This is a genomic window from Micromonospora sp. HM134 (assembly GCF_007833915.1).
GTDB lineage: Bacteria > Actinomycetota > Actinomycetes > Mycobacteriales > Micromonosporaceae > Micromonospora > Micromonospora wenchangensis.
Window position 1 is genome coordinate 2,852,128 of sequence record NZ_CP041061.1, and the last position, 14,718, is coordinate 2,866,845.

Consider the following 14,718-nt stretch of genomic DNA (forward strand, 5'->3'; position numbering starts at 1 on the left):
GTTCAGTGCCCCACCGGCGTCGTGCTCGCGGTAGGAACGGCGAGGGGGAGGGGCGTCGGTTCCCCGCTACCCTTCCACAACCACGGGACGGTCACACGGTGCCGGCCGTCGGTGATGACTTCGTGAACAACGACGCTCTGAGCTTCGCGTTTGATCAGCGGGGCGATGGTGGGCGTGGTCGCAAGGACGTCGAAATCCCAGGTTCGCAGCAGGGTGAGGATCTGGCGCAGGTTACGGTCGTCGAAGGCGGCGTCGATCTCGTCGATGGACAGCAGGCGAGGCCCCTGGTAGGTGTCGCCGGAATACATCGACCAGGCCGCGGCCAACAGCGGGAGCATCGTCGCGAGACGGGATTCACCGGTGGACAGGCTCTTGAGCGGGTTGGATCGGGTGTTGACCGGCTTGAACTGGTCGGCACCGAAGCTGCTGTGCGTGACGCTGATCTCCCAATGGTGCCAGGAGCGGTAGTCGAAGGTGTGGGCGACACGTTCGGCCCAGGTTTCCTCGCCGGCATCCTCCATCCGTTCCCGCAGGATCTCATACATCTGATCGAAGACCTCGTCGGAGGGCGGCGCTGTGAGCAGGGCGACCATCTGCTGGGAGTTGCCGTCGTCGCGAACCTTCCAGTCGACCTGCACGCCGACGCGGGCCACACCGGTCCGAACGTTCTCAAGGGTGGCCCGAATCTGCCGAACCAGTTCCCTCGCCGCCTCACGGCGGGTCTGGATGTCACGCCGCAGCTGGGTGAACATCGACGTCTTGAGCGTCGCTTTGACGTCCTGACGCAGATCTCGTTCGAGGCCTTCGGCCGTAGCGCGGAGCGTCTCAGCGGCTTGCCGCAGATCCTCGCCGACCGCGGCGTTAGGTGCAGCGAGCGTGACACGCCGCCACTCCGTGCCCTCAAGGGTGGTGCTGTCGAGCTGCTGGTCGAACTCTGCGAGGGCCTGGTTGACGGACCGCATCGTGCTCTCAAGCTGCTTCTGCACCCGTTCCCGAGCGATCCTCAGGGTGTCCATCCGGGCGCTGGTGGTGGGTTTGCCGGCAAGCAGCTGACGCGACCAGGTGAGCGCGGCGGTCAGGTTGGCCGGCCGGTTGTCGCCATCACGCGGCAGCGTCTGCGGCACTTCGGCGAAGCCATGGGTGATCAGCAGACACATTCGATCGAAGCAGTCGGTGCGGTGCTGATCCGCCTCTCGACGACGCGGCGCAATCTTCTCAAGCGTCGTGGCGGCGGCAACCGCAGCATTGTCATGCGTACGGAACTCGGCCTCGCGTCGCTCGACCTCGGCCAGCTTGTCGGTCAGTTCGTCAGCGAGCTGGTCTTTCGTCTGCCGTAGCTCGGCATATTCCGCCCCGTACAGCGTCCGAGTCTGCTCCACCCGGGCGTCCAGCTCTTCGGCGGCGAGCCGGATCTGGCCTGCGGCGGCAACCGCCTTCTGGAACCGGATGGCGACCCGGTCCGCGGCCCGCTGCTCGCGCTGGGCTGTCGCCAGCAAGTCGAGGGCCCGCTGCCCGGCGCTCTGCCAGTCCCCGATCTGCTGCAGCAGGGCAGCGATCAGACCCCGGTGCCGCCGCAACACTTCTCGGTCGGTTGGCAGGACAGCGCCGTCGGGCAGCGTCGCAGCAGTATGCAGTGCGCGCAGCGCCACGCGGACGCGGTCACTGGAACGCTGGTGCCGGCGGCGATGCTCATCGACAGAGGCGCGGGCGGCGACCTCGTCCCGTTCGGCGACGTCCTCATCACGGATGGTGCGACGCAGATGCTCCACGTCGGGGAATCGCTGTTCCTCAGCGATGCACAATTGCTGAGCCGTCCGGGCCTCATCGCGTCGCTCAGTGGCCTCCGCCAACTCTCCCCGCGCGGTGGCCAGGGCAGCGCTGGCATCGGACTCATCCCGCCTCGATCGTTCTAGTGCGCCAGACGCCTCTTCACGTCGTCGGAGGGCAGTCTCCACCGCCCTGTCCACGCCATTGCGGACAGCATCGAACTCGGCGAGCAGCCCGGTGAGCTGCGCTGCGGCGTTGGCCAGTGCCTGCGTGGTTTGCTGCTGAGCTTTCGCGACGCCGAGCTGCAGTTGGCTGACCTGCGCGCGCGCCATGGCAACCGCGTCGGCGGAAGGGAAGTCATCCCGCTCCCGCAGAGACGCGCGGACAGCGGCATCAAGGTGTGCAACGTGTTGCTTCTCAGCCTCAAGGTCGTGACGCGCGGTGCCCAGCCGCTGTTCGAGGTCGGCGACGAGCGCGAGCCGCGCCCGTTCGCGGGCGACCCGGCCGATGAATGTGGCCCGGTAGTTCGGCGGAGCCGACGCGATCACATTGCCGGTGCGCAGGTGCCCGATGCTGAGGTCGCTGCCGGCCAGGTCGACCGCAACGGCCCGCAGCAGCCATTCCACGTGCCGCGGGTCGGCACCCGAGCCGTCCTCCGCAACGAGAATGTCGGCCAGACTCTGCCCGCCCACGGGACCGTCACCGGCGAGCACCAGGTCACCGTCACCGACCAGGCGGTCCGCAGTGATCAGCGCGTCCAGCAGCCCCGCGGTCAGCAACGCACCTTCGACACGGTCGGCCTGTTCTGCACTGATGTGCTCGGCGAAAGCAACGGCGGCCCACAACGGCACGCCACGACCCGGATCGCGGGGCGCCCGCCACGGCGGCGCCTGCGGCACCGGCAGCTGCCGTCGGGCCTTTTCGAGCTCGTCCTCGATCCCGGTGACCCGTTGCCTCGCAACCTCGACGGCACGCTCTGCCTCGGCGATCGCGCCTTGCAGACCGTTGACGGCCGCCGAATGGGCCCGTTCCAGATCGAGGAACGGCTGCCGCAGATCGATGGCATCCGGATCGTCGGGCAGGCTCACCGTACGGCCGTTGAGGTGGACGAGCCCGGTGCGCCACCCGGCCACCTGGCGGCTCCACTCGGATGCCGCCTTGGCGGCGTCCACCCGGCCGGCCGCCAGAGCGTGCTCAGCGGCGGCGGTGACGGCGTGGGCAGCGTCCACGGCCGCGTCATGATCGGCTCGGGCCTGACGTGCCTGTTCGTCCACGGCCGCACGGTCGAGGTCAGCCTGCGCCTGCGCGTTCTCCAGCGCACGTTGGGCCTGATCGGCGACGTGTTCGGCCCTATCCCGAGCCTGCGCGGCCCGGTGTGCCGCACCCTCGGCAGCGTGCACGAGGCGGGTACCGTGCACGACGTCCTGATCCCTGGCCGCCAGGGCGATCCGTTCCCGCGTTGCGGTACCCGCCTCATGCAGCCAGGCAACCAACCGGTCGGGGGCGATGCGGTCCTCGGCGTCAATCGTCAGGTCCGCCGCAACGGACGGAAGCTGGACCCGGCCACCCTCCCACCGGTCCAATGCGTCGAGTAGGTCCTGCTCGGCGGCACGACGTTCGGCACGGGCATCGCCAACGCGGTCGGCGGCACGGTCCTGGGCCTCCTCGGCGGCCCGGAGATGCCCGGCCTCGGTCCGTTGTTCGACCTGCGCTATGTCATGTTCGTGCAGCATCGCGTCGATGCCGTTGAGAGCCGTCTCGCGCGCCTCGATCCAGCCGCGCGGAGTTTCAGCGATCTGTGCGAGGTCAATCGTGGGTGGGTCCCGATCGAGGCTGGTGGCTGCCGTCACCTGTTCGGTGACCTCGGCGAGACGATCGACGAATGCATGCGCCCCGACATCGCCGGCTGTCGCGCGTAGACGCGAGCCGATCCCAGTCAGATGGCGCTGACTGTTGCGGAACTGATCGGCGCACTCCACTGCCTGCTGGGTGGCCTGTTGTGACTCTTCCTGCAAGTCCAGACCGGCCGCTTCCAGCTCGAACTGCTGCTTGCGTAGATCGGTGAGGCGTTCTTCGAGATGCGGAAGCTCGGCGCCGGCATGCTCACGCAGCGCCCCCTCGGCAGCCTGGAGCCGGCCGCGAACACCGGCGATCTCGCGGCGCAGTTCCTCGCGCCGGGCCTGCACGCGCGCCACCTGTGCCTGCGCGTCCGCCAACTGCTGCTCGGCGGCGCGCGCCTCGCGGGCGTGATCGTCGAAGACCGTCTGGGCATTCGCCAGGCGGGCGGCTTCCTCGGCGATAATCGCGTCAATGTAGCGCTGGTACTGCTGCTCCGATTGTTCCAGCTGCCGAATCTCGGCACGGGCCTGCTTCAGCTGTGCCTCAAGGTCAGCGATGCGTTCCATCGTGTCGGCGATGAACTGCAACGCGCGAGGATCCAGCGCCGGAAGCGCCTCGGTCAGCACCGCGCGCATCTGATTCGGGGAGATCGCCTCTGCGGTGCGGACGCTGCGCAGGCTGCGTAACACTCCGACGAGCGCGTCGAACTGCACCGAGTCCAACGGCGCGAACAACGTCGTACGGATCGCGTCGCGGTACTGGTTCTCCTCGGCAAGGTTCACATAGTCCCGGACCTTCAAGATAAGACGGTCATGGGAGGTGAACAATCGGCCGTCCGCGGCGCCAACCTGCTCGGCGAGCCCTTCGACCGGTACCGGGTCCCGCTGTCGAGCGAGGAAGAGGTCGGTTCCGACGCGACCCGGCATGATGAAGAACGCCTTCTGCAAGCCGCTGCTCTGCGAGCGCAGCCACAACCCGGTCGTCAGGTAGCGAACCTCGCCGGTGCCAGTATCGCGGTAGCCGTACTCCAGCCACCACGCTCCGGTACGGTCCTCCTTGGCGTTGCGGTCGGTATGCCGGTCTATCAGCGTGCCGACGGCCTCACCAGACACCGACAGCGCCTTCTGCGACACCTCGCCGTCGAGCAGGACGGTGACCAGCATCGAGGCGGTCAAGGACTTACCAGATCCGTTCGGCCCGGCCAGCGCCAGCCAGCCATCGGCGAACATCAGCGTCTCATCGGTCCACGCCCACGAGTTCACCGCACCGGCCCGGGTCGGCTGCCACCTGTCGGCAGCGACCGGTCCGTCGTTCCAATCCGCCACCGGGCCGGCATCGTCGCTTCTCCCGATCGGCTGTCGACCCGGGTGCGCGATGAGGCTCACGCCGGCTCCTCCCTCGGGTCCGAATCGGCTTCCGTGCGGTGGCGGCCCGGACGAGCAGGCTGGCCATGTCGTGCCCGCACGCGCCACAGGTGCACGCCCGGTGTGACCTGCCACCGGTCCTCATCACCCGTGACCCGCAGCAGGCCGGCGGTGACCAGTTCCCCAGCAGCGGCCCGGGCCAGAACGGGCAGTCGTTCGGCATAGCCGGCCGCCCACCGCGGCATGTCTCGACGGATCTCCTCGAACATCGTCGTAATCTCCCCGGCGGTTACCTCGGACGCGCCGTGATGCGGCAGGTGCGACAGCAGGGCCAGCGCACCCTGCCGCTCTGTCTTGCGGCCCTGCGGGAAGTCGAAGTCAGAGGCGGTTCCCGTCGGGTCGGTGATCTCCCACCAGTCACGGCGAACGCTGGCGACCAGCCCCAGCGCGGCGGCGATGTTCAACGCGCGTTCCCGGCCGGTCGAGGTGGCGAGGTAGCCGACCGGATTCGGGTCGTTGTCCGGGTCAGCGACAGGGTCGTCCACCACTCGCCGCAGCGCGGTCAGCCGGCGCCCCTCCACGCTGGCCTGCCGTTGCGCGACGGCGTCCGGCTCGGCATCCGGAAGTGAGATCGCTGTCAGCGTGGCGACGTGCTGATCGGGGGCCCGGGCGCTCAACGACAACAGCGTCGGTGACAGCGAGGCGAACTTGTTAGCGAGGCTGTCTCGGTCAGCGGTGATGAACACCTCAGCGTTCTCGTCTGTCACTGCCCGGTCCAAGTCCGCGTCGACGCCGATCTCCCCGTCGACCTGCAGCAGCTTTATCGCATCCACAATGTTCGCCCGTGCGGCCTGTGCTTCACGCTTGCTGACCCCGTCCGTCGCCACGATCCGGAAAGCCGGTAGCCGACCCGTGGCCGCCTCGGCAGCGCACACCTGAGCCACCGACTGCAACAGCTCGCGCAGGCTGATCCGCGGACGCCGCCACAGCTGTTCACAGACCAGCGCGGCCAGCACCAGCACCTCAGCGGGAGCCAACTGGCCTCGTCCACTTCGCCGCTGCAGCCGCGGCCCGCGATCCCCGGGAACATCGTCCCGGCGCTTATGCAGCCGCACCATCCCACCAACGTCGTGAATGTGCAGGGTCCACCCCAATTCCGTCCGGAAGAAGTCGGTGAGCTCCCGCCGGCCGCGCAACACCACACGGTAGCGAACCGGGTCATCGGCCGAAGAGATCCGGCAGGCGAGAATCAGGTGACGTGCCGCATCGGCGAGATCCGGGTCGAGAAGCCGTTGGGTCATGCGGCACCCTCCCTCGTCACAACCTGCAGACCCTGAGCGACTTCGGACGGCGTCACGGTGATCAAGAGTTCCGGCGCCACCAGAGTCCCTTCGGCAAACCGGACCGGCAGGTGCGTCTCGGGACGGCCCAACCTGACCCGGACCACCACGCTGGCACCCTCGGCGTGAGCCTCGCCGTATCCGGTAGCGGCATCAATCGTGTTGCGCGCTACTTCGATCGCACCGAGCAGGATCATCAACGCCGGTGTCTCCAGACCGGTGAAATGGCTCAGCGGCACTTCGCCGTCGGTGACCAGCAACGCGCTGAACCGTCGCCGGTTCGCCGCAGTGGCTCCGGCCTTCTCCAAAGCGGCAGCACGGGCAGCACCGGCATCCGGGACCTTGCGGGGACGGCCGCTGGCGCGACCGACGCGTTCGTGCTCGCGCAGGATCACATCCACCTGGTGCCGGCTGGTGCCACCGGCTGCCGGGGTGGCGTGGGCGACGTCCTCCTCGGTCGTCCCGACGACCGCATGTACGGCAGGCCACTGGCCGAACGCAGCGGCATACACGCGGCGCGCGGCCTCGTCGTCCGGCTGGGCGTACAAGCTGTAGGCGAGTTCCCGGAAGTCGGCGGCCAGATCCGAGCCACGCCGCAGCGCTGTGTAGCGTCGATCGATGGCCACCAGGAGGGTGTGCACGGCACCAGCCGCCGAGGAGATCAGCCGCTGCACCGAACCCGAAGGGGCGAACCAGGCGGCAAGGTCGGACAGCCGACGCACCCGCTCGTCGATCCAGTCCTGCTGATCGCGGGTGTCGAGCAGGCCCGCGTGCATGGCGGCGGTCTCGACCAGCGGCCGGTGCCCGACCGACTCCAAGTCGGTCAGGGCCGCCTCGACCCGGCGCAGCGCTCGCCCGTACTCACGCGGGAACTGTCGCAGGGCCTCGATCACACGATCACGGTTCTCCCCGAACAGCAGATCGTCGGTGACATCAGACTGCACCATCTGCGCCAGCGCAGCGTAGAAGTCGGCGGTGACACGCTGCATCTCGTCCAGCCTCGTCCGGACGTCATCCAGATCGGTCGGCAGCAACCCAGCATCGGAAGAGAGATGCTCGATCAGATCACGGACCGTGCGTTCGACGCTGTCGAGAAGACGGCTCGGCAGTTGTAGCGCCCGCCGCGAGTCGACGACAGCCGTGCGCACCGCGGCCACCACGGCCCGGCCGATCTTGGTCAGAGCCCACGCCTCCTGCCGGCGGACCACCGCATCCAAACCCGCGTTGAGCGCCGCATAGTCCCGGAATGGCTCGACGAGATGCGCGCTCGTCAGGTAGTCGAGCACCGTGCGCAGCTCGAATTCGGTCATCTGGTCACGAAAACCGACGTCGCGCATCTGCGCGGCGATGTCGGCCGGCGTCGACATCGGGGCGCGTGTCGCCAACTCCTCCAGAGCTGCCAACACTGCCGTGTTGCGCTCGCGCGCCAGGTCCTCGGGTTGGCCGAAACACCGCCACACGACCGGATCGATGTCCTGCCACCACAGCCGTGGCGGGTTCGGCACGCAGTTCCTCCCACAAGACCATTACCTACCTACCGCGCCCTCGGCGCGGCACTCACCAACACTCCTCGCTACTCTCCGAGACGCACCAGTGACCGACGCCGCAAGATTACGGTCTTCAGGGGACGAAGCGCAGCCCCTGCGCCCAGGAATCGACAGCCGTCGACCAGGACAAGCTTGCCGTCAGGACGTGCGAACAGACGTTGCCGCGCCGCGTCGCCCGCCGCTGGCTGCTGGGGTGCATGCGCCGCACCGGTCAGCTTCAACCCGGCACCACGGCCTCTGCTCGTGCCGCCGCGCGACGTGGTGACCGGTCGGGTCTGCGCGCTCGCCGACCCGGCGGGAGCCGTCTTCACCGTCATTCGGCCGGCCCACACCGGTAGCTGACTGCCAGGCGTTCTCCGGCAGGTCGTCGTCACCCTGGCATCCCGAGACCGACACCGAGGCACGGCGGGACCCGGCCTGCAACGTGGTCAGGGATCCCCTCGGAGGATGTGCCGCGATCGCGGGAGCGGGGGTCTGGTCAACGACGGGCCGCCCGCCGCAGCGCACCCACCAGCACGACGAGGACGGTCAGGGTTGAGCCGGCAACGAGGATGAGGTTCCCCCGGTTTGCCGGAGGCTCCTCGGGACCTGAACCGGCGCCTGCCTCACCTGCCACCAACCCGTGAAACCATTACACCGCAACAAGCGCCACAGAACCTAACAAAGCACTACCAGGCCTGGTCATACTGCTCCCAAAACCGTGCGCGAAGCTGGTGTCGCACGGCTTCACTCAGATCGACTTCCCCGAGGTGATCAGACAGGTCGGTCAGTAGGGCTTTGTCGATGTCGCGGGGGATCGATGGTTTCCCGGCGGTGAGTTCCGCCAGGGCCTCCGGCGTGGCCGAACTGCGGAAAGTCGTCAGGACGTTGGTGACGACCGAGCCGATCTGTTCGGCAAGGTCAGGAGGGTCCTCGTGATTCGTCGTGCCCGTGCTGATGTCCAGGGCCCCACTGGCGGCGGGCGCGGACGACAGGCGGGCTGCTGGTGAGCCTTCCTGCGCGGTGGAGCCCGTCAACGGGGCTTTGGCACGCGGGTGCCCGCCCAGCGACACCGCCATCGGTGACGGCACCGCCGAGGGTGTCTCCATCTTCGTCACGGCATGATCGATGGCGTCCGGAAATATGATCTTGAGCCCGTCGGCCGCCCGGATCAGATGCCGGCTGATGCCGTGAGGCCGGTCCTGCCCGTTGGGGACGGCGAGCAGGATGACCTGCACCCCGTGCACCTGGGCCTCCTCCACGGCCTCGGTCAGATCATCGTCGCCCGAGACGAGGACGAAGACGTCCGCAACGGCGTTGCGTGCGTGCATCACCAGGTCGAGCCCAATGCGCAGGTCGACACCCTTCTGCTGGCCATCCACGCCGAACCGGCCGAGCCGCAGCTTGACGTTGGGCAGTTCACCGATGAACTGCTGCGAGCCGTCGGGCACGCCGTCTCTCGCGGAGTCGTACCAGTGAACGCGCAACATCGGCAGCTCCGACAGCGCCTCGGACTGCTGGACCAGCGCGTCGATCAGTGACTCGTAGTCGACCTGAATCCCGTTCCGCAGCGACGTCCCCGTCACCCGGACCGCCGCGGCGCTGAGCAGGTAACCGACGTCCACGTAGAGGGAGCATTTAGGCCTCACGATCCACAGGATGCCACCCCCGTGCCGCAACTATCGAGGCCGCATCCCGGCGGCGCAGCTGCGGCCGCCCGCAGGCAACGGCGTCCGCGATCTTGACATCGCGTCGTCCTGGGGGTCGGGGTGTAGCACCACGCCTTGATCGAGGACAGGACCAAGCCGACGATGAGGGATCGTTCCAGGAACGACGCCGCGCAGCAGGCCACCGATGCTGGCGCAGGTGACCGATCCGGCCGCGACATCGGCGAGCATGGCGGTGGAGCATGGTGAAGCCGTGCGATCACGACCAGCATGGTGGGGGAGTGGCACCGCCAGAGACAGGATCCGTTGATCTTGATACGTGCTGGTCGGGTGGTGCTGGACGCTGCCCGCTCCGGTCTACTCGGGTGCTGTGAGGACGCCGGTGGTGAGCAGCAGGACTTCGAGTTGGTGCCTGATGAGGGCGGGTGCTTCGGGGTCGCGCAGCATGGGTCGGGCCCCTGGGTGTCGCCCGGTGCGACACCCAGGGGTTCCCGGGCCCCGTCGGCCCGTCATCGGCGTACCGGGACCGTCCTCGCCGGTCCGGTGCGCTGCCGGTGTGCGCGGATCAGGTCGGCGTACCGCAGCCCGCTCGCCTTGACCGTGCGCCGCTGGGTGGGGTAGTCGACGTGCACCAGACCGAACCGCTTGTCGTAGCCGTACGCCCACTCGAAGTTGTCGAGCAGCGACCAGACGAAGTATCCGGCGAGGGGAACGCCCCGGTCGACGGCGGCCGCGCAGGCGGCCAGGTGCCGCTCCAGATGGTCGGTGCGCTCCCGGTCCTGCACGGTGCCGTCGGCGGTGACGTGGTCCGGCCAGGCCGACCCGCTCTCGGTGACGACGATCCGGGCCGGCGCGTACTCCTCGTGCACCGCGACCAGCAGCCGTTCCAGCCCGGCCGGATGGTTCTCCCAGCCCATCGCGGTCTGCACCGCCCCCGGCACCGGCACCTGCCGGGCGTACGGCGGGGGGCCGTCCGGATCGTCGACGACGACCTGCCGGAAGTAGTAGTTGATCCCGAGGAAGTCGGTCGGCGTGGCGATCACGGCGAGGTCGTCGCCGCGTACCGGCGGTTCCACCCGGTAGGTGGCGAGCATGTCGGCGGGGTAGCCGCGGCCGTGCAGCGGGTCCAGCCACCAGCGGTTGACGTGGCCGTCCATCCGGTGGGCGGCGGCGACGTCCGCCGGACGGTCGGTGGCGGGCTCGCAGGGGCTGAGGTTGAGCACCACCCCGACGGAGGCCTGGCGGGCGGCGTTGGCGCGGACCGCCAGGGTGGCCAGGCCGTGGCCGAGCAGCGTGTGGTGGGAGGTACGCACCGCGCGCGCGAGATCCCGCTCGCCCGGTGCCATCCGGCCCTCCAGGTGCCCGATCCAGGACACGCAGAGCGGCTCGTTGACGGTGGTCCAGTCGGCGACCCGATCGCCGAGGCGGGCCGCGACGACCGCCGCGTAGTCGGCGAACGCCTCGGCGGTGGCGCGTTCCGGCCAGCCGCCCCGGTCCTGGAGGGCCTGCGGCAGGTCCCAGTGGTAGAGCGTGACGAACGGCCGGATCCCGGCCGCGAGCAACGCGTCGACCAGCCGGTCGTAGAAGTCCAGCCCTCGCGGGTTGACCGGGCCGACGCCGGCGGGAAGCACCCGGGGCCAGGCCACCGAGAACCGGTACGCGTCGACGCCGAGGCCGCGTGCCAGCGATATGTCCTGCGGCCACCGGTGGTAGTGGTCGCAGGCGACGGTGCCGCTGTCGCCGTTGTCGACGGCCCCGGGCACCTGGCAGAAGGTGTCCCAGATCGACGGTGCCCTGCCGTCGGCGGCGACGGCACCCTCGATCTGGTATGCGGCGGTCGCGACGCCCCAGATGAAGTCGGCTGGCAGCGTGGACAGGTCGGGCACGTCGGGTTCTCCTCGCGGGACACGGTGGCGGACTCACTTGACCGCGCCGGCGGTGAGGCCGGCGACGAAGTAACGCTGCAACGCCAGGAAACCGGCGACGACGGGCATGCTGACCACCAGCGAGGCGGCCATCACCTGGTTCCAGTAGACGTTGAACTGGGTGGAGTAGCCCTGGAGGCCCACGGCCAGGGTGCGACTGCCCTCGTTGGTCATCACCGAGGCGAACAGCACCTCACCCCAGGCGGTCATGAACGCGTACACGGTCACGGCGACCACTCCGGGCACTGCCGCCGGCAGCACCACCTGGAACAGCGTGCGGAGCGGGCCGGCGCCGTCGACCTGGGCGGCCTCGTCGAGTCCGCGCGGGATGGAGTCGAAGTAGCCGACCAGCATCCAGATCGAGAACGGCAGCGAGAAGGTGAGGTAGGTGACGATCAGGCCGGTGCGGCTGGCGTACAACTGGATGCCGGTGGCGTTGCCCAGGTTGACGTAGATCAGGAACAGCGGCAGCAGGAACAGGATGCCGGGGAACATCTGGGTGGACAGGACGGTCACCGAGAACAGGCCCCGGCCGCGGAAACGGTAGCGGCTGACCGCGAACGCCGCGAAGATCGCCACGGCCACCGACAGGACCGCCGCCACCGAGGAGACGACCAGGCTGTTGACCAGGTAGCGGCCCAGCGGCACGGTCGACCACATGTCCACGAACGCGTCGACGGTGGGACGGCGGGGCCACCAGGTGAACGCGTTCTGCACGTCCTGCAGCGGTTTGACCGACGAACTGACCATCACGTAGAGCGGGACGAGGACGAACAGCGTGAGCAGGGTCAACACGCTGCGGCGGGCCCAACGCTCGGCGGTGGTCTCACGCATCGTTCCTCCGGCGGTTGGTGAGCAGCAGGTACCCGGCGGTGACCAGGAGCAGGAACAGCAGCAGCGCCACCGACATCGCGGAGCCGGAGCCGAAGTCCCAGGTCTTGAAGGAGCTGCGGTAGATGTGGATGGAGACCAGGTCGGCCTGCTCCGGCGCGGAGCCGCCGAACAGCACGTACGGGGTGTTGAAGTCGTTGAAGGTCCACAGGAACAGCACCAGCAGCAGCACCAGGTTGACCGGACGCAGCATGGGCAGGGTCACCGAGCGAAACCGCCGCCAGAAGCCCGCGCCGTCCATCGCGGCGGCCTCGTACAGGTCGGCCGGGATGTTCTGGAGGCCGGCCATGACGCACAGGAAGGCGAACGGCCAGGACCGCCAGACCGACACGATCAGCAACGCGACGAAGCTGTTGTCGCCGATCAGCCAGAACGGCCGGTCGCCGAGCAGCTGCAACTGGTCGACCAACACGTGGTTGACCAGGCCGTTGTCGCGCTGGAATAGGAAACTCCAGGTGATCACGGCGGTGTAGACCGGCAGGGCGTACGGGGTGAGGAAGAGCGCACGCAGCAGGCCCCGGCCGCGGAACGGGCGTTGCAGCAGCACGGCCGCGGTGGTGCCGAGCACCCAGGACAGGCCGACCGAGCAGACCGTGTAGAGCACTGTCACCTGAAACGAGTGCAGCAGTTCGGCTCCGGCGGCAGAGTCGAGATCGAGCACCATCCGGTAGTTCTCGGTGCCGACGAACGGGGCGGTGGACCAGTCGCGGATGTGGAACTGGGTCAGCTCCAGCAGGCTCATCCAGGCGCCGACGAGCATCGGCACGACGTGGATCGCCAGTTCCAGCACGACGGCCGGGGCGAGCAGCAGGTACGGCAGGAGTGAGCGGCGGGGTCGGCGGGGGCGGTTCTGCGGTGCCCCGCCCCGGGGCGGCCCGTCGCGCCCGGTGGCGTCGTGGACGGTGGTGATGGCCATCGTGGTCCTCTCGCGGGGTGGCCGTGGCAGGGTCGGCGTCCCTGCCACGGCCACCGGTCCGGCGGGTCAGCGCATCTGCTGCTGGGCCTTGCTCAGCTTCTGCCGGACGCTGTCCTCGGTGACCGGCTTGCCGCTGGCGGCGTCGGCGAAGAGTTCCTTGATGGCGGTGCCGACGAGGGTCTCGAAGGTGCTCTCGTCGGGAACCTGCGGCAGCGGGGCCGCGGTGGTGGCGAGGGTCGCCTGGAGCACCTTCTGCTCGGGGGCGGTGAACGCCGGATCGCTGGCGGCGGTCGTGACCGGCGGCAGCGATCCGTACGTCTTGTTGAGCGTCACCTGCTCGGCGTCGCTGGTCATGAACTTCACGAACTCCAGGGCGGCGTCGGGGTTCCTGGTGTGCTTGAACACCGCGATGTTGATCCCGGCGACCATGCTGTTGACCTTCCTGCCGCCGGCCGGCGGGGCGGCCAGGAACGGCACGGGGGCCACGCCGTACGCGTCGGCGGCCATGTTCTGGGACTTGAGGTTCGCCCCGGCGGCCTGCCAGAGCAGCATCGCCGCCTTGCCGTTGGCGAAGTCGGACACCGACTGGTTCTGCGCGTACTCGGCGTTGCTCGGGTTGATGACCTTGTCGGTGGCCATCAGGTCGACGTACCGCTTGACCGCGGCGACGTTCTGCGGGGTGTCGAAGGTCGGCTTGCCGGCGGAGTCGAACCACTCGCCGCCGTACTGCTGGCTGAAGGTGAAGGCGTGGTGCGCGTTCTCCGAGGCGTTGGCACCCTCGACGGCGAGGCCCCACCGGCCGTCGCCGGTCAGCTTGCGGCCGAGCTCGGCCACCTGTTCCCAGGTGGTCGGCGGGGTGGTGATGCCGGCGTCGGCGAACGCCTTCTTGTTGTAGTAGAGGGCGTAGGCGAGGCTGTAGAGGGGCACCGCGGCGGGCGGTTTACCCGGGGCCCCGGCGGCGGCGAGCGCGGCCGGGACGAACCGGTCCCTGCCGCCGACCTTGGCCAGGGTGGCGTCGTCGAACTCGACCATGGCTCCGGTCGCCTGCAACGACGCCGACCAGGTGTTGCCGATGTTCACCACGTCCGGGCCCTGTCCGGAGGTGGCGGCGGCGAGCAGCCGGTTGAGCAGGTCCGACCAGGGCACCACCTCCACGTTGACCTTGATGCCGGTCTGCTGTTCGAACCGGTCCAGTTCGGGTTGGAGGATCTGCTTGTCGGCTTCCAGGCTCGCCCCCTGGTTGCTGGCCCAGTAGGTGAGGGTCTTGGCGGACCCGCCGGACGGGTCGTCCGAGCCACCACAGGCGGTCAGCGGGGCGGCAGCCAGGACTGCGGCGGTGAGTATCGCGAGGCGTCGTCTCGACACGATCGGACCTTCCGGTTCTGGTGGTGGGGTGTGTCGGTGCGGTGGCGTGCGCGAGGGGCCGGCAGTCGGAGATCCGGGACCGTCGGATCCGGGGGGTGCGCACCGTGTCGCGGGAGTT

The 14,718-nt window shown here is 68.9% G+C and carries 8 protein-coding genes; all 8 read right to left on the minus strand.

The annotated features are described in order from the left end of the window. Nucleotides 1-2: 2 nt before the first annotated feature. On the minus strand, nt 3-4,991 hold the full coding sequence (locus FJK98_RS12525; RefSeq protein ID WP_145919175.1) for an SbcC/MukB-like Walker B domain-containing protein: 4,989 nt from the start codon (nt 4,989-4,991) through the stop codon (nt 3-5). After that, nucleotides 4,988-6,271, minus strand: a complete 1,284-nt coding sequence (locus FJK98_RS12530) for a DUF2398 family protein (protein WP_145919176.1) — start codon at nt 6,269-6,271, stop codon at nt 4,988-4,990. The genes FJK98_RS12525 and FJK98_RS12530 overlap by 4 nt, the downstream gene beginning before the upstream one ends. Further along, nucleotides 6,268-7,815, minus strand: a complete 1,548-nt coding sequence (locus tag FJK98_RS12535; protein ID WP_145919177.1) for a DUF2397 family protein — start codon at nt 7,813-7,815, stop codon at nt 6,268-6,270. Before FJK98_RS12535 ends, FJK98_RS12530 begins: the two co-directional genes overlap by 4 nt. 710 nt (nt 7,816-8,525) lie before the next feature. Beyond that, nucleotides 8,526-9,461: an NYN domain-containing protein gene (locus tag FJK98_RS12540; RefSeq protein ID WP_205789428.1), complete on the minus strand. Its 936-nt coding sequence runs from the start codon at nt 9,459-9,461 to the stop codon at nt 8,526-8,528. A 551-nt stretch (nt 9,462-10,012) separates the two neighbouring features. Further along, nucleotides 10,013-11,389: a GH1 family beta-glucosidase gene (locus tag FJK98_RS12545; RefSeq protein ID WP_145919179.1), complete on the minus strand. Its 1,377-nt coding sequence runs from the start codon at nt 11,387-11,389 to the stop codon at nt 10,013-10,015. A gap of 33 nt (nt 11,390-11,422) precedes the next feature. Next, nucleotides 11,423-12,262: a carbohydrate ABC transporter permease gene (locus tag FJK98_RS12550; RefSeq protein WP_088642435.1), complete on the minus strand. Its 840-nt coding sequence runs from the start codon at nt 12,260-12,262 to the stop codon at nt 11,423-11,425. Beyond that, nucleotides 12,255-13,235 carry a carbohydrate ABC transporter permease gene (locus FJK98_RS12555; RefSeq protein WP_088642436.1) on the minus strand — a complete coding sequence of 327 codons (981 nt, stop codon included), beginning with the start codon at nt 13,233-13,235 and terminating at the stop codon, nt 12,255-12,257. The genes FJK98_RS12550 and FJK98_RS12555 overlap by 8 nt, the downstream gene beginning before the upstream one ends. Nucleotides 13,236-13,301: 66 nt before the next feature. Beyond that, nucleotides 13,302-14,600 (minus strand): ABC transporter substrate-binding protein, encoded by a 1,299-nt coding sequence (locus tag FJK98_RS12560; RefSeq protein WP_145919180.1) that lies wholly within the window; start codon nt 14,598-14,600, stop codon nt 13,302-13,304. Nucleotides 14,601-14,718 lie beyond the last annotated feature (118 nt).

Coding starts and splice junctions, on each gene's coding strand:
- FJK98_RS12530 (WP_145919176.1), bottom strand. CDS start 6,271: ATGACCCAACGGCTTCTCGACCCGGATCTCGCCGATGCGGCACGTCAC.
- FJK98_RS12550 (WP_088642435.1), bottom strand. CDS start 12,262: ATGCGTGAGACCACCGCCGAGCGTTGGGCCCGCCGCAGCGTGTTGACC.
- FJK98_RS12555 (WP_088642436.1), bottom strand. CDS start 13,235: ATGGCCATCACCACCGTCCACGACGCCACCGGGCGCGACGGGCCGCCC.